Consider the following 14,740-nt stretch of genomic DNA (forward strand, 5'->3'; position numbering starts at 1 on the left):
CAATCTGAGCGCCTTTCTTATAGACATAACCACTTGTTTTTAAGCGCTGTTAATACAGCATTCGTACGATCAGGAACAGCGAGTTTATGTAAAATAGAACTAACATAGTTTTTAACTGTTTTATCTGATATAAAAAGTTCTTCTGCAATTTTAAAATTGCTGTATCCTTTTACAAGCAATTCCAGCACTTCCCATTCTCGATTTGATAGCAGTTCACCAGGTGGGTTTGATTCTTTAGACTGCATCTCGATATGTAATTCTAGCAAACATTGACCAAGAGATGGATGAATAAACTTTCGACCACTCAATATCCACTCGATCGCTTGAGCAAGTTCACGTTCGGTCATCTCTGAACAAAAATACCCATTAAGACCTAAATCAAACAGCGGTTTTAGTTTTTCTCGGTCAGCTTGATCAACCCATACAATGACCTGTTTCTCCATTGATTGAAAGAGCTCAGCCCATTCTTTCACGTCACTAGATACATCGAGATCCAAAAGAACGAGATCAACCGATGATTCCATTTCTCTTAAACTGTTTTCAGAACCTCCTTCACAACATTCTACCTCGATGTCAGGAAATTGTCTTTGCAACAAACCTACCATACCATCACGTAACAATGAGCTTTTTTTCATAAATAAGAGTTTCATTTTAACTAATCACTTCTTTTCTGTATGTATTCGTCCAAACCCTAGTGAGGAGCCTACCTAACCTATTCATTGTACGCTTACTAGCCAACCTATAACTCATGTTACTTATTATAACGAATAGGGTCAACTAATCTCAAACCGAATCAATTGATTTAAAGAGACGTTCCCTTGTGCAGATATAATACCACTTATAATTAATGACTTTTGTATGGAGACTTTAGAAATAGTATTTGCCTCCTCATTTCAACCTAAACACTAGACATATTGCCATAAATAATACTGTGCCATTAGACTCAAAATGAAATATTGATTTTTTTATAGGTCTAAATCATTATTTTTGCTACTTTTTGACAAATGCAACAAATATAGTTGATTTGGTAACTGACCATATCTCTGCTAACATATTTAATAAGAAGAAGTACAAGACATGATAACCATAGGAGGAAACATAATGGAGATAACATTCACACAACCTGCGATCAAGTGGTTTAAAAATGAAATGGATTTAGAAGAGGGTGATTACCTCCGTTTTTTTGTTAGATACGGGGGACATTCATCGATCCAACCTGGATTTTCACTTGGAATAAGCATGCAAGACGAACCGTATGAACCACTCGCCAAAAGGGAGATCGATGGTATTATCTTTTTTATCGAAAAGAAAGACCAGTGGTATTTTAAAAACAACCGATTACACGTCAAATACTCTAGAAAAAGAGATGAAATCGAATTTATCACTGATTAATATGACACATTAAAAAACTCGCGTCTAAAATCAACGCGAGTTTTAAAATTAAAATAAACCTAGTGCTTCACCATCGTCATCAACATCCATCTTAAGCGCCGCTGGTTGTTTTGGCAGACCAGGCATGGTTAAAACATCTCCGGTCAAGACAACGATAAAACCAGCACCAACAGACGGACGAAGCTCTCGAATCGTTATTGTAAAGTCACGAGGCCGACCTAAAGCCGTCGGATCATCAGATAGCGAGTACTGTGTTTTAGCCATACAAACCGGTAAATGACCCCAATCATTTTTTTCGAATGCTTCACATTGTGCTTTCGCTTCTTTTGTTAATTCCACGCCGCTCGCACCATATACTCGCTTAGCAACTGTTTCAATCTTTTTTTCTAAAGTCAGATCAAGCGGATACAGCGGATTAAAATTAGATTCATTAGATTCAACCGTCTTAATGACTTGATCAGCTAAATCAAGCCCACCCTGACCACCATCTGCCCATACCGTTGTGAGCGAATAGTCAACGTCAGATTGCTCACAATAGTTTTTAAAATATTCGAGTTCTTTTTCTGTGTCTGTATCAAACTGATTTAACGCAACAACAAATGGTAAACCGAAAGCCTCAATCGTCTCCATATGTTTTTCCAAATTAACAAGGCCGCGCTTGATCGCCTCAACATTTTCTTCTTTCAAATCAGCTTCAGCTACGCCACCGTGTAGCTTCAACGCTCGAAGTGTTGCAACAATCACAACCGCATCCGGGTGAATGTCACCAATCCTCGCTTTTATATTTAAAAACTTTTCAGCACCGAGGTCTGCACCAAATCCGGCTTCTGTGATTGTATAATCCGATAATTTGCTTGCCATCTTCGTTGCAATTAGACTATTGCAGCCATGAGCAATGTTCGCAAAAGGGCCGCCATGAATAAAAGCCGGGACACCTTCAATCGTCTGAACTAAATTGGGTTTAAAAGCTTCCTTCAATAGAAGCGTTAATGCCCCTTCATAACCTAAATCCTTAACAGTTACTGGGGTCTCATCAGCACGGTAAGCAACAACCATTCGTGCGAGCCGTTCTTTTAAATCTGCTAAGCTTGTCGCTAAACACAATACAGCCATAATCTCAGAAGCAACTGTTATATTAAAGCCGTCTTCTCTGGGTACCCCTTGTTTCGGGCCGCCTAAACCGACCACGACATCTCTTAACGCACGATCATTCAAATCAACAACACGTTTCCAAGAAATGCGTCGTGTATCAATTTCACACGTATTCCCTTGAAAAATATGGTTATCAATAAATGCAGACAAGGCGTTATTCGCTGTTGTGATTGCATGAATATCCCCAGTGAAATGAAGGTTAATAGACTCCATCGGTACAACCTGAGAATAACCGCCACCAGTTGCTCCACCTTTAATCCCCATAACAGGCCCTAAAGAGGGTTCTCTAAGCGCCACACTCACATCTTGATTCCGCGCTCGCAATGCTTGAGCGAGTCCAACTGTTACCGTTGATTTTCCTTCTCCCGCACGCGTTGGATTAATAGATGTTACTAAGACAACCCGACCATCTTTATGATCTTTTAGCCTTTCCATCACATCTAAATTTACTTTTGCTTTATCTTTACCATACGGCTCCCATTCATGCTCTTCTAAACCTAATTGATTAGCAATTTCCTCTACCGGCTTCAAATTCGCTTGTTGTGCAATATCTAAATCTGATAACATACACTCATCCCTTCTTTTTAAAAACGTACGATTTTATGTTTTTTTATTAAATTATTCGTATTATAACACATTCTCGTATTATTGTATCGCTATACCTTAATAAAGTTTGTCTTTTCATAAATTGTGAATGATTGAGCATTAATGATTTTAAAATGAAGTGGATCAGTCGCTATGACTCATCCACTAAGTTCATTTTTTTCATAAATTCTCGCATCCGCTTCATCGCTTCTGCTAACTGTTTCATAGAAGCTGCGTATGAACAGCGAATGTATCCTTCGCCACTCGCACCAAACACATTTCCTGGAACAACAGCGACTCTTTGATCTTCTAATAACGCTTCAGCGAAAGCTTCAGATGTCATGCCTGTTGCTTTAATTGAAGGGAATACGTAGAAAGCGCCCCCAGGCAAATGACACGTTAATCCCATATCATTAAGAGCCTTGACGACATAATTTCTTCTTTGACGGTAACTATTCTTCATCTCTTGCACTTTTACGCGCCCATTTTTAAGCGCTTCTAGTGCACCATATTGCGCCATGGTTGGTGCGCACATAATCGTGTATTGATGAATTTTCGTCATAGCTTTAATAATCGATGCAGGTCCTGCAGCATAGCCTAACCGCCAGCCTGTCATCGCAAATGATTTAGAAAAACCAGAGATCAAAATCGTCCGGTCGATCATCCCATCAATTGAAGCAAAACTTGTGTACACATCATCGTATAAAAGATCGGCATAAATCTCATCCGATACAACAACGAGATCATGTTCTTTGACAACACCCGCAATCGCTCTTAAATCTTGTTCATCAAGAGAGGCTCCGGTTGGATTGTTCGGGCTACATAGCAGGATGGCTTTTGTATTCGGTGTGATCGCCGCTTCGATCTGTTCCTTTTGAACTTTAAATTCAAATGTTTCTTCTGCTTCAACGACAACCGGTTTACCTCCAGCTAATTCAATAGCAGGAATGTACGATACAAAGCTCGGTTCGATTACGATTACTTCTTCACCTGGATTTAATATCGCTCGAAACGCGACATCAATAGCTTGTGAGGCACCGACTGTGATTAACAATTGATCCTCAGCACGGTAAGAAACGTGGTATTCGGTTGCTAAAAAGTTTGAGACCGCTTCTCTTAGTTCAAACAATCCTGCGTTTGCAGTATATGCCGTGTAGCCCTGTTCTAAAGAATGATAGCTTGCCTCAATCACATTCCAAGGTGTCACAAAATCAGGCTCACCTACACCGAGTGAGATGACGTTATCCATTTGTGAAGCTAAGTCAAAAAAACGTCTAATCCCTGATGGTTTTAAATCTTGTATATGGTCTGCAACAAAATGATTATCTGATTCTGTCATGGTGAAACCACCATTCGCTTATCTGTATCTTGTTGATCTTCAAAAATAACACCATCATGTTTATACTTTTTCAACACAAAATGTGTGACGGTCGATACAACAGAATCGAGCGTCGATAACTTATCAGATACAAATCGACTAATTTCCATCATTGTATTGCCTTCAATCGTTAAGGACAAATCATAACCGCCGCTCATTAAGTAAAGCGCCTTTACTTCTTCAAAGCGATAAATTCTTTCAGCTACTTGGTCAAACCCTTTGCCTCTTGTCGGGGTTACTTTCACTTCGATCATTGCTGTTACCACTTCTTCATTCAATACTTTTGCCCAGTTAATTAATGTAGAGTAACCCAAAATAGAGCATTCATTCTCAAGGCGTTCAATCATAGCGGTTACTTCTTCTTTGTCTAACTCAATCATACTCGCAATCGTCTCATCACTTAGACGACCGTTACTTTCTAATAATTGTAATAATTCAATCTCTTTTGCTTCCATCGTCTTTCACCTTCTTATTTTGAGTCGTGTGATTTTTTAGAAATTTCTTTCATCTTACTATAATTTTGATCATACGTAAATATAATTAAGTTTCTTGGCCATCAGCTGAAGTCAATTTCTCATCAATTAAATTCTCGGCTAGTTTTCTGTACATATTACTGTAATGAATTAATGACAAAATGAGTAACAAATGATCCGTATCATCTTCCTTTGTCTCAGCGTCAATTTCTTGGTGCAGCTTTTTAATATTTTGTTCAAAGTTTTCAGATTGCATTTCCATTAAATCACTATATGTCTGGTAGAGGGACTCTACATCCACATCATCTTCTTTCATCACATTCACCAGTGGTTTTAACGTTTGTTTGACATCCGCTAATGAAAGCCCACCTTTTAATTGATAAATAAATTGAATCAACATAATATGTTCTTTTGTATATTTTTTATTTTTTACAGGCAGGAATTGATCCCCTTTTGCATAATTATTAATCATTGTTTTTGTTAAAATCTTCTCTTCTGGGTCACGCTTTGTTTCATGATACGTTTGGTCAAATAGCTGTGTCACTTGATCCATATAAAGATCGAGAGATGGAATATCTTCTATTTTAATGTAGCGATCTTTATGGTGACTTAACAAACGCTCAATATCGATCATATGATCATCTCCTATTTCTTAAGTAAGATTAGTATAACTTAACTGCGTCATATAGTAAATGTTGACAAAAATAAATATAAGAGTATTATGTTATGTAGTTATTAAAACTATGTATAAGGTTGTGAGTATAATGAATAAAAAATTAAGAGAACCCGTTAACAGTCTCACCCACTTGTTTGGCGCTATTCTTAGCGCTTTTGCAATGATAGCCATGATTATTGAAACAAGTGACGCCGGATGGATCGATACGTTATCAGTCATTGTTTTTGGACTTAGTTTAATCGCTCTTTATTCCGCTTCTGCGACATATCACGGCATTAACGGATCCATTGATCGTATTTTAAAATGGAGACGAATTGACCACGCGATGATCTTTGTCTTAATTGCCGGAACTTATACGCCTTATTGTTTAATTGCCTTAAGCGATGAACGCGGCTTGCTTTTACTTACCATCATATGGTCTGTTGCGATTGCAGGATTATTGTTTAAGTTCATCTGGTTTCACTGCCCACGTTTTTTATCCACGCTTTTGTACATATTAATGGGTTGGATCATTGTTTTTGCAGCACCTTCACTTTTAAGACAAGTTGAATTAACAGGCGTATTACTTCTTCTATTCGGCGGGATTGTTTATACGCTTGGTGGGGTTATTTATGCATTAAAACCAAAATGGCTAGAAAGTCAGTATTTAGGTTTTCATGAAATTTTTCATTTATTTATTCTTGCAGGCTCCTTGTTACACTTCTTATCTATTTATATTTATGTTTTATAATGAAAAACACCCCCTCATTCAAGCGAATTCGCTTCGGTGAGGGGGTTACTTTCTAATATAAAATGAAAGTCGACTAAGATTGATGGCGTCTTGCAAAGTCTACAAATCGAAAACGATCAGGACGGTGTCTTGATTCAGTATATTGAAATAAGGTCGCATCGTCTAAATACACATAGTTTTTAATGACAACTATATTGTGAAACCCTTCAAAATCCAATAACTCTTTATCTTCTAATGTTGGCTCTTCGACTGTGATTTCTTTCTTCGCAAAACTAATTTTTAAGCCTAACTCACCTTCAAGATACGTATAAATCGAATCTTTACAGATGTCTTCCGTTAAGTGTGGAACGTGCTCCTTGATTAAGAAATCTTTATCCAAAATAACCGATTCACCGGCGAGATGTCGCGCACGAACGACACGCCAAATCTCTTGGTCTTTTGTAACCTGTAGTTGATGCTGCAAATGACGCGAAGGATTCGTTAACGTCAAATCATGCACAACCGTCTCTGCATTCTGGTCAAGCTTTTCAGATAGCTCTTTAAAACTGACCAGTCCAGATACAGGAAAGTCGAATTTATTACGCGTAATCACAACAGATCCTTTCCCTCTTACTTTTTGGATATACCCGTTTTGTGATAAGAGGTTTAATGCTTTTCGAATCGTTTCACGTGAGGTGTCAAACGTCTCTTTTAACTCATTTTCTGATGGGAGTAATTCATCAACTTTATATTCACCATCTTCTATTTGCTCAACTAATTCTTGATAAATCACTAAATATTTATTCTTCATGCTAAATCGCCCTTACTTACTGAATTATGAGCGTAGATTGACTCGATATACGACTGATTCATATGGGCGTAGTTCCCCTTTTTTCGCATCACCCACTGGGGTTGTGTAATTGCTAATTAAGAGTTCACCACTTTCATCGATCTCTACATCTGATGTTACATCATATGAAACCGTCTCACCATAGAAATTGTTTAACACAATTAGGGCTTCATCGGTATCTTGTCTCACATAAGCAAAGATAGCACGATCATCTTCTAGAATCAATTGGTAATTACCTGTTGTGATAATCGGATACTCTTTTCTTAGTTGAATTAACTTTTGATAATGATAAAAAATTGAATCCGGATCTTTTAACGCTTCTTTTGCATTAACTGTTTGGTAATTAGACGCTACATCGATCCACGGCGTCTCGTCTGTAAAACCTGCGTGCTTCGTATCATCCCATTGGACAGGTGTTCTTGAATTATCTCGTGACTTTTCTTTTAATATTGCTAAAATTTCAGACTCACTCATACCCTCTTCTTGCTTCATCCGATACATATTTAATGACTCAACATCTCGGTACTGATCAATGGAATCAAATTTAGGATTTGTCATCCCAAACTCTTCACCTTGATAAATATAAGGTGTCCCTTTCATCATGTGAATCGTTGTCGCAAGCATTTTTGCCGATTCACGATGATACGTCTGGTCATCACCAAATCGAGAAACAATTCTTGGTTGATCATGATTACACCAAAAGAGAGCATTCCAACCTCCGCCTTGATGCATCCCCACTTGCCACTCGCTTAAAATACGCTTCAATGCTTGAAAATCAAATGGGGCTGTTGTCCACTTTTCACCATTAGGATAATCAACTTTTAAGTGGTGGAAATTGAAGGTCATATCAAGTTCCTGACGTTCTGGGCGTGTATATTTAATACAACTATCAATCGTCGTCGATGACATCTCACCAACTGTCATCACCTCGCGCCCTTGGAATACGTTTTTATGCATATCATGAAGGTATTCATGTACTTTAGGTCCATCTGTATAAAACTTACGACCATCTCCAGGTGGTACTGAACCATCATCGTCCGGGAACGATTGATCTTTCGAAATAAGGTTAATGACATCTAATCTAAACCCATCAACACCTTTATCTAGCCAAAAATTCATCATTTCATAAACCGCATCACGAACCGCTTCATTTTCCCAATTTAAATCAGCTTGTGTCACATCAAATAAATGAAGATAATATTGACCGGTTGTTTCATCATACTGCCAAGCATTACCCCCGAATTTTGATTGCCAATTATTCGGTTCTTGACTCCCTTTACCGTCTTTCCATATATAAAAATCACGGTACGGATTATCTTTTGATGATTTGGATTCTTTAAACCAAGCATGCTCTGTTGATGTGTGGTTAACCACAATATCAGTAATAATCTTAATCCCTCGACTATGGGCTTCATCTAATAATCGGTCGAAATCGTCCATCGTTCCATATTCATGAAAAATTGAATAATAATCTGAGATATCATATCCGTTATCATTTTGGGGTGAGTCGTAAATCGGCGTTAACCATAAAACGTCTACCCCTAACTCTTTTAAATAGTCTAATTTTTCAATAATACCGTTAAGATCACCAGTTCCTGTACCTGTTGTGTCATTAAAACTCTTCGGATAAATTTGATAGACAACTGCATCTTGCCACCATGGTTGACTCACGTTTCATCATTCCTTTCAATCAATTTTAAAAAAGACAAGAGCAACCATTTATCACAATGGATAAATGGTTGCTTTAAAAAGCTTATTTTTTACCTAGACGTTCGTATGCATTGTGACCCATTTTTGTTTTTGCTAACGTCAATGTTAATGCAATAGGTACAGCAATTGCAACTGCCATTGCTACAAAGAACATAAGCCAGTGTTGAGCTTGAATGGACAAGAAGCCAGGGAGGCCACCTACACCAATTGAGTTAGCCATAACGCCCGAACCGACTGAAATAACGGCTGCGATCGATGAACCAATCATACCTGCTAAGAAAGGAAAGCCGTATTTCAAGTTAATACCAAACATCGCTGGCTCTGTTACACCTAAGTAACAAGAAATAGCTGCCGGTACAGATACTTGTTGTTCTTCTTTATCACGTTTATTCAAGATAATCATACCGACTACCGCTGAACCTTGCGCTATATTTGAAAGAGCAATCATTGGCCATAAGTTTGTTCCATCAAATAAACTCATTAACTGTAGATCGATTGCATTTGTCATATGGTGCAAGCCTGTAATAACAAGTGGGGCATATGCAAATCCAAATAACGATGCAAACAACCAACCAAATGATGATGTTAAACCTGTAAAGACAACATCAGAAATCCAATCACCAATGACCCAACCAATTGGTCCGAGTACAACGTGTGCAATCAAGACAGCTGGTAAAAGAGCAAAGAATGGAACAAAAATCATTGAGACAACATTCGGAATGACTTTTCGTAACCAAATTTCTAAATAAGCAAGAACAAAACCTGCCATAATAGCTGGAATAACTTGTGCTTGATAACCAATCATATCAACTGTCGCAAAACCAAAGTCCCACGCAGGAATCTCAGTCGCTTCTGCTACACCATAAGCATTCAGTAACTGTGGTGACACTAATGTTAAACCAAGTACAATCCCAAGTATTTGAGTTGTACCCATTTTACGTGTGATCGACCAGACAATACCGACTGGCAAGAAGTGGAATATCGCTTCACCTATTAACCAGAGGAAATCAAATGTCCCTTGCCAAAATTGAGATAATTCTATAAGTGCTTGATCATTGTTAGGACCGAATTCTGGAATGTCACCAATAATATTACGGAAACCTAAAATTAAACCACCGACAACTAATGCTGGAATAATCGGCGTGAAAATTTCAGCAAGATTTGAAATTAAACGTTGTAAAAACGTTAAGTTTTGCTTAGCGGCTTGTTTTGCTTCTGACTTTGAAGCATCCCCCACACCTGCTATTTCAGTAAATTCGTTATAAAACTTAGCAACTTCATTACCTATAATAATTTGAAACTGACCTGCATTTGTAAAAGTTCCTTTGACGATGTCCATGTTTTCGATTTTGTCTTTATCCGCTTTTTTATCGTCATTTAAGACAAAACGCATGCGCGTGGCACAATGTGTGACAACAGAAATGTTATCGCTTCCACCTACGTGCTCCAAAAGCTCTTTTGCCGACTTTTCATATTGACCCATTTTTTCGAACTCCCTTCTCATAATAAAAGAATAATGACATAGGAAACTTGTATATACAAGTTAATGATTACGTTTTCATTTTATCCTGTATATACAAGTTAGTCAATAGGTAATTATCATTTTTTTATTAAGAATCGAAAAAGTTTCGGTCGAGGTAGCCACCAGCTTCTTGAATCTCTGCTACAACCTCTTTTAGATCTTTCTCTGCGACCTTAAATGCTAAGATGGTATCTTTGTCTCTCGCCGCTTTTTTCTCTTCCTCTGAAAGTTCAGTAAACGCTACAGCGTGAGAAGTCCCAGTACCTGTAAAAGCATTGTCGACACCTGCTGTTCCAGATGGTACAAACGGTACAACGAAATCAATTAAGTCATCATCAACCAGCTTCTCCACACGAATGTCTTCTGTATTATATTTAGCCAACTTCGTCTTTAAATCTTCTGCTTCATTTTCATCTTTAACAAACACTTGTACATTTTTCATCTTTAACATTCCTCCTCTTTTAATTTCTATATCAATCATTTTTCCCTAACTTAACGAATTCAAACCTTCCTTAATGCAACAAAAAACAAGTGCATGCGATTTATTTAATCACGTGCACTTGTTTAGCTCATCCATTTCGGTGGGGTATTTTTCCCCCAATAAACATCACCAATTGAGTAATGTCTTTCAAATTGATCATCTGTTAGGTGATAGTGGAAATTAAACCAATACCCACTTTGAGGTTTATTCTCTCTCCTTATATGGAACTTGGCAATAATCGATTCTTGTTCTTGGTCATATAAATCGAATATTTTCTCTCCGTATCCTGGTGAAGGTTGTTCAATCAATTCTAAATTAAACAACTGATTCGGGTCGTAATCGTCGACAAGTTCATTGATAACGGTTTCAACATTTGGGATGACCTCATCATAAATCACATCATCTACCTGGGCCATCATTCTAGGACCCATCTTCTCAGTAATTCTCGCTGCCGCTTGATATGATAACTCTTCTACAGGATCTAATGCAACTTGTGGTCTCGATTGATCACTTTCTAATTCAGCATCACGATCAATCGTCTGTGTATGTACGGTTTCATTTTTATTTTCTGGTTCAATCTCTTTATAGTCACTTTCAACATTCGCATCTACATCAAGTGGTGGCACATAGAGACCTAATGTCATAATCGCTACAATCGCAACAAATAATTTCTTAATCCAAACTTCCATTTTTTGTGTCCACCCCTTTCGTTGATTATCGAATTATAAACATCATATCATAGCTTTTATAAAAATAGTTAAATCCCTTTAAATTGTAACGAAAATGACATGTTTACATCTTTTTTTCACATTTTTCAAAAAACAAGTGAAAGCAAACTATAGGTTGCAATACTATTCCAAATTAAATGTAATAAAATGGGCGCCCAAAGCGTTCTTGTTTTATAATACACACCTGTGATAATAAAGCCCATGATTGTAGCTGATAAGATATGACCTGGGTGTAATAATCCAAATATAACTGATGAAGCAATAAACCCGACTGTTAAACCTAATTTCTCTGCTAAAAACCCGAAAATAAACCCTCTAAATAACACTTCTTCTAATAACGGGGCAATAATGATGAAAACACCTGAGATCAATAGAACATTGACTGTCGTTAGATTAATATCGCCTAAACCAAACAAATCAACTTGACTGCCGGCTTCCTCTAAAGTGAGTAAATCAATGATGATAAATTGAGACAAATAAATTAAACCGACACTTCCTACTATATAACCGTATGTAGATAATTGCTTCATAGGCTCAAGACTATATTGATCCTTTAGTGCATCACGAACACCTTTAAAAATTAAATAGGCAAGTAAAAAAGAAACAGCATCAATATATGACGTGTATTGCATTTGAAAAATTAAATCGACTTGGTCAGGGCCAAACACGAATAAACCAACAAGCATCACAACCATCATGATTGCAATCGATAGACCTAAATACGTTGCGATAAATCCAATCGAAATCCCCCAACCAAGCCTGTCACCTCGTATTAAACCATAATCTTTTTCCATATCACCATCTCCTTTCTTTGTTGTCATATTTTAACATAGATTTGTGAATAACTGTACAACTTTTTTATTTATGAAAAAGACCTAGGCAAATGCCTAAGTCTTATCGTTCAACTTCCTTATGTTTTCGAGCGATAAACATCATCACGACCAGTACGCCGACAACAACATAAGCAGCGGATGCCACAATAGGTGCCTCTGCTTGATTTCTGACAGCTATTCCAATAATTGCCCAAATAAAGACAAGCGGATAAACAAGGTCGTTTTGAGTATACCTAAACCATGTCGCAAGTAACAGGGCTACAATAAGCAGTAGTATAGTCCATACAACATCACTAATACCGAATCCACCCCAACCAATATACGTTAGGTAATATGCAATATTGGCAATCGTCGCCACACTAATCCAGCCTAAATAGACTGAAAACGGCCATAAATCCAGCTTAGAAAGTGCACGTTTTTGAATTATTTTATAAAGTGTGATTAATGTTAGTAGTAACGCAATCATAACAATAACTGAACCTAAAAACAGTTGATAGTGCCACAGTAAAATCCAAGCGATATTTAAAATATTGCTTAGCCAAAAAAGTGTATGCGTGTGGACATAGATCCCTAAATCGCGCCTATGCTCCGGCCACTGCCTCAAAACCCAAACGATTAATAAAATATAGATTAAGCTCCAAATGCTAAATACATAACCTGCTGGGGTAAACAGAACATTTTGTAAATCAGAAATTTCACCTGTTTGCAGTCCGTTAATCGGTAAAATATTGGCTAATGCATTCACAACAATAACCGCTAATAACGTGCCAAGGTTAATCCAAAATTTTTGCATCTTCATTCTCCACCTTTCACTTTTCCATAAGCGTCTAACGCCTCTTCCCTCGCGATCTTATGATCAACAATTGGTAAAGGGTAGTCATTCCCTATTTCTATATTGACTCGATCATTTATCTCAGCCTTATAACGATGCGGTTCAAAGAGATACTCAGTTGGGACATCTTGAAGCTCTTTTACCCATCGTTTAATATACAGTCCTTCTGGGTCATAGTCCTTCGCTTGCTTTGTTGGATTAAATATACGGAAATAAGGCGATGCATCAAAGCCTGAGCCAAATACCCATTGCCAACCTAATGTATTATTGGCAAGGTCATGATCAACCAGTGTATAACGGAACCACTCTTGCCCCCATCGCCAATCAATCCGTAAATGCTTCACTAGAAAAGAACCGACAATCATTCGGACACGATTATGCATCCAGCCTGTTTCCCACAATTGGCGCATGCCTGCATCAACGATTGGATAACCCGTCTTTCCTTTTTTCCATTTCTCGAACTGCTCCTCGTCATTTAGCCACTCGAATTCATCATATTCTTCATTTAATGGCATAAATGTCGCTTCAGGAAACGCCTCAAGTTGATGATAAGCAAAGTCACGCCAAATGACTTGTCTTAAAAATTGCCAAGCAGAATCCGTCACGTCCTCATGGTTGGGCTCTAGATCCAACTTCTCTAATAACTCAGAAGCAATCACCCGGGGCGTCACATTACCAGATGCTAAGTAAGGAGATAGTGTTGATGTTGCATCCTGATTGGGGAAATCCTGACCACTACTATAATACGCTATCTTTCCTCCAATAAACGCCTCTACTAAATTGAGCGCTTCTGTCTCACCAGGCTTCCAATAATCCGATAGTTTAGCCGACCATTCTCCTGGTCGTAAAGATTCTATTTGATTTGTTGAATCGATTGAATCCATCTCCACTAGAGCTTGAGCAGAAGTCGGTTTTTTTATCGGCTGATGCCACTGAATTTGTTTAAGCTTTTTATAAAATGGCGTGAAAACTTTATAAATATCGCCTTGCTTCGTCGTCACTGTACCTGGTTCTGTCAACACATCACCAACAAATGTATGCACATCTACTTGACTTTCTTTTAATCGATCAACAATCGATGCTTCATCTATATGCTCTGGCTCTGTTAAATAGTCTTGATTGACGTAAACAGCATCAATTTTATATGTTTCGATCAGTTCAAGTAATATCGAATAGGCATCACCTGTTTTAACAAGTAGAGGTAACTCAAGCTCAGCTAATTGTGTTTGTAGATCCGATAAACTGTGATAGATCCACCAATCTTTGGCTGATGATGACGTATCTAACTTGTTATGTATATAAACCGGTAGCACCGCACCATCTTTAGCGGCATTCGCTAAGGCAGGGTGATCTAATGTACGCAAGTCTCTTCTATACCAAACGATAATTCGTTTCATCCAAACTCTCCTTTCGCTAACA

General features: G+C 37.8%; 15 protein-coding genes. 2 read left to right on the forward strand and 13 right to left on the reverse strand.

What is annotated here, in order from left to right; all coding sequences use genetic code 11:
* Window positions 1–17: 17 nt before the first annotated feature.
* A complete protein-coding gene (locus tag BLR62_RS12530) occupies window positions 18–635 on the reverse strand; it encodes a response regulator transcription factor (protein ID WP_245719364.1) in 618 nt (205 codons plus the stop codon).
* A 466-nt stretch (window positions 636–1,101) separates the two neighbouring features.
* Between BLR62_RS12530 and BLR62_RS01075 the strand changes: the two genes are divergently transcribed.
* Window positions 1,102–1,392 (forward strand): HesB/YadR/YfhF family protein, encoded by a 291-nt coding sequence (locus tag BLR62_RS01075; protein ID WP_090792010.1) that lies wholly within the window; start codon window positions 1,102–1,104, stop codon window positions 1,390–1,392.
* Window positions 1,393–1,440: 48 nt separating this feature from the next.
* Here the strand turns inward: BLR62_RS01075 and BLR62_RS01080 are convergent, their stop codons facing one another.
* The 4 genes from BLR62_RS01080 to BLR62_RS01095 all read right to left on the reverse strand — a co-directional run bounded on the left by BLR62_RS01080 (window position 1,441) and on the right by BLR62_RS01095 (window position 5,614).
* Window positions 1,441–3,111, reverse strand: coding sequence for a formate--tetrahydrofolate ligase (locus BLR62_RS01080; RefSeq protein WP_090792012.1), 1,671 nt, complete (start codon window positions 3,109–3,111; stop codon window positions 1,441–1,443).
* A 169-nt stretch (window positions 3,112–3,280) separates the two neighbouring features.
* Window positions 3,281–4,468 carry an aminotransferase gene (locus BLR62_RS01085; RefSeq protein ID WP_090792015.1) on the reverse strand — a complete coding sequence of 396 codons (1,188 nt, stop codon included), beginning with the start codon at window positions 4,466–4,468 and terminating at the stop codon, window positions 3,281–3,283.
* The gene (locus BLR62_RS01090; protein WP_090792018.1) at window positions 4,465–4,962 is read right to left on the reverse strand and encodes an Lrp/AsnC family transcriptional regulator; all 498 of its coding nucleotides are present in this window, start codon (window positions 4,960–4,962) and stop codon (window positions 4,465–4,467) included. Before BLR62_RS01090 ends, BLR62_RS01085 begins: the two co-directional genes overlap by 4 nt.
* Window positions 4,963–5,047: 85 nt before the next feature.
* Window positions 5,048–5,614 (reverse strand): DUF1836 domain-containing protein, encoded by a 567-nt coding sequence (locus BLR62_RS01095; RefSeq protein ID WP_090792021.1) that lies wholly within the window; start codon window positions 5,612–5,614, stop codon window positions 5,048–5,050.
* Between the two features lie 130 nt (window positions 5,615–5,744).
* On the opposite strand from BLR62_RS01095, the gene trhA reads away from it, so the two are divergent.
* A complete protein-coding gene (trhA, locus tag BLR62_RS01100; RefSeq protein ID WP_090792024.1) occupies window positions 5,745–6,386 on the forward strand; it encodes a PAQR family membrane homeostasis protein TrhA in 642 nt (213 codons plus the stop codon).
* A 73-nt stretch (window positions 6,387–6,459) separates the two neighbouring features.
* On the opposite strand, the gene treR is transcribed toward trhA, so the two are convergent.
* From treR to BLR62_RS01140, 8 genes are all read right to left on the reverse strand, one after another.
* Window positions 6,460–7,176, reverse strand: a complete 717-nt coding sequence (gene treR, locus BLR62_RS01105; protein ID WP_090792026.1) for a trehalose operon repressor — start codon at window positions 7,174–7,176, stop codon at window positions 6,460–6,462.
* A gap of 24 nt (window positions 7,177–7,200) precedes the next feature.
* Entirely contained in the window at window positions 7,201–8,886 is a 1,686-nt protein-coding gene (gene treC / locus BLR62_RS01110; RefSeq protein WP_090792029.1) for an alpha,alpha-phosphotrehalase, read from the reverse strand.
* Between the two features lie 82 nt (window positions 8,887–8,968).
* Entirely contained in the window at window positions 8,969–10,408 is a 1,440-nt protein-coding gene (treP, locus tag BLR62_RS01115) for a PTS system trehalose-specific EIIBC component (protein ID WP_090792032.1), read from the reverse strand.
* A gap of 127 nt (window positions 10,409–10,535) precedes the next feature.
* Window positions 10,536–10,889: a hypothetical protein gene (locus BLR62_RS01120; protein ID WP_090792035.1), complete on the reverse strand. Its 354-nt coding sequence runs from the start codon at window positions 10,887–10,889 to the stop codon at window positions 10,536–10,538.
* A gap of 122 nt (window positions 10,890–11,011) precedes the next feature.
* Complete coding sequence (locus BLR62_RS01125; RefSeq protein ID WP_090792037.1) at window positions 11,012–11,617, reverse strand: YpjP family protein; 606 nt, start codon at window positions 11,615–11,617, stop codon at window positions 11,012–11,014.
* A gap of 125 nt (window positions 11,618–11,742) precedes the next feature.
* A complete protein-coding gene (locus tag BLR62_RS01130) occupies window positions 11,743–12,477 on the reverse strand; it encodes a CPBP family intramembrane glutamic endopeptidase (protein ID WP_090792040.1) in 735 nt (244 codons plus the stop codon).
* Between the two features lie 73 nt (window positions 12,478–12,550).
* Window positions 12,551–13,282: a TspO/MBR family protein gene (locus BLR62_RS01135; RefSeq protein WP_090792042.1), complete on the reverse strand. Its 732-nt coding sequence runs from the start codon at window positions 13,280–13,282 to the stop codon at window positions 12,551–12,553.
* Between the two features lie 2 nt (window positions 13,283–13,284).
* Window positions 13,285–14,718: a cryptochrome/photolyase family protein gene (locus tag BLR62_RS01140; protein WP_090792045.1), complete on the reverse strand. Its 1,434-nt coding sequence runs from the start codon at window positions 14,716–14,718 to the stop codon at window positions 13,285–13,287.
* Window positions 14,719–14,740: the final 22 nt, after the last annotated feature.

It is taken from the genome of Pelagirhabdus alkalitolerans (assembly GCF_900096905.1).
GTDB classification, from domain to species: Bacteria; Bacillota; Bacilli; order Bacillales; family Amphibacillaceae; genus Pelagirhabdus; species Pelagirhabdus alkalitolerans.

What these genes read in the sequence shown, in the direction of transcription:
- treP (WP_090792032.1), bottom strand. Translation starts at nt 10,408, where the DNA reads ATGGGTCAATATGAAAAGTCGGCAAAAGAGCTTTTGGAGCACGTAGGT.
- BLR62_RS01080 (WP_090792012.1), bottom strand. Translation starts at nt 3,111, where the DNA reads ATGTTATCAGATTTAGATATTGCACAACAAGCGAATTTGAAGCCGGTA.
- BLR62_RS01095 (WP_090792021.1), bottom strand. Translation starts at nt 5,614, where the DNA reads ATGATCGATATTGAGCGTTTGTTAAGTCACCATAAAGATCGCTACATT.
- BLR62_RS01090 (WP_090792018.1), bottom strand. Translation starts at nt 4,962, where the DNA reads ATGGAAGCAAAAGAGATTGAATTATTACAATTATTAGAAAGTAACGGT.
- BLR62_RS01085 (WP_090792015.1), bottom strand. Translation starts at nt 4,468, where the DNA reads ATGACAGAATCAGATAATCATTTTGTTGCAGACCATATACAAGATTTA.
- BLR62_RS01120 (WP_090792035.1), bottom strand. Translation starts at nt 10,889, where the DNA reads ATGAAAAATGTACAAGTGTTTGTTAAAGATGAAAATGAAGCAGAAGAT.
- BLR62_RS12530 (WP_245719364.1), bottom strand. Translation starts at nt 635, where the DNA reads ATGAAAAAAAGCTCATTGTTACGTGATGGTATGGTAGGTTTGTTGCAA.
- BLR62_RS01140 (WP_090792045.1), bottom strand. Translation starts at nt 14,718, where the DNA reads ATGAAACGAATTATCGTTTGGTATAGAAGAGACTTGCGTACATTAGAT.
- BLR62_RS01075 (WP_090792010.1), top strand. Translation starts at nt 1,102, where the DNA reads ATGGAGATAACATTCACACAACCTGCGATCAAGTGGTTTAAAAATGAA.
- trhA (WP_090792024.1), top strand. Translation starts at nt 5,745, where the DNA reads ATGAATAAAAAATTAAGAGAACCCGTTAACAGTCTCACCCACTTGTTT.
- BLR62_RS01130 (WP_090792040.1), bottom strand. Translation starts at nt 12,477, where the DNA reads ATGACAACAAAGAAAGGAGATGGTGATATGGAAAAAGATTATGGTTTA.
- BLR62_RS01125 (WP_090792037.1), bottom strand. Translation starts at nt 11,617, where the DNA reads ATGGAAGTTTGGATTAAGAAATTATTTGTTGCGATTGTAGCGATTATG.
- treR (WP_090792026.1), bottom strand. Translation starts at nt 7,176, where the DNA reads ATGAAGAATAAATATTTAGTGATTTATCAAGAATTAGTTGAGCAAATA.
- BLR62_RS01135 (WP_090792042.1), bottom strand. Translation starts at nt 13,282, where the DNA reads ATGCAAAAATTTTGGATTAACCTTGGCACGTTATTAGCGGTTATTGTT.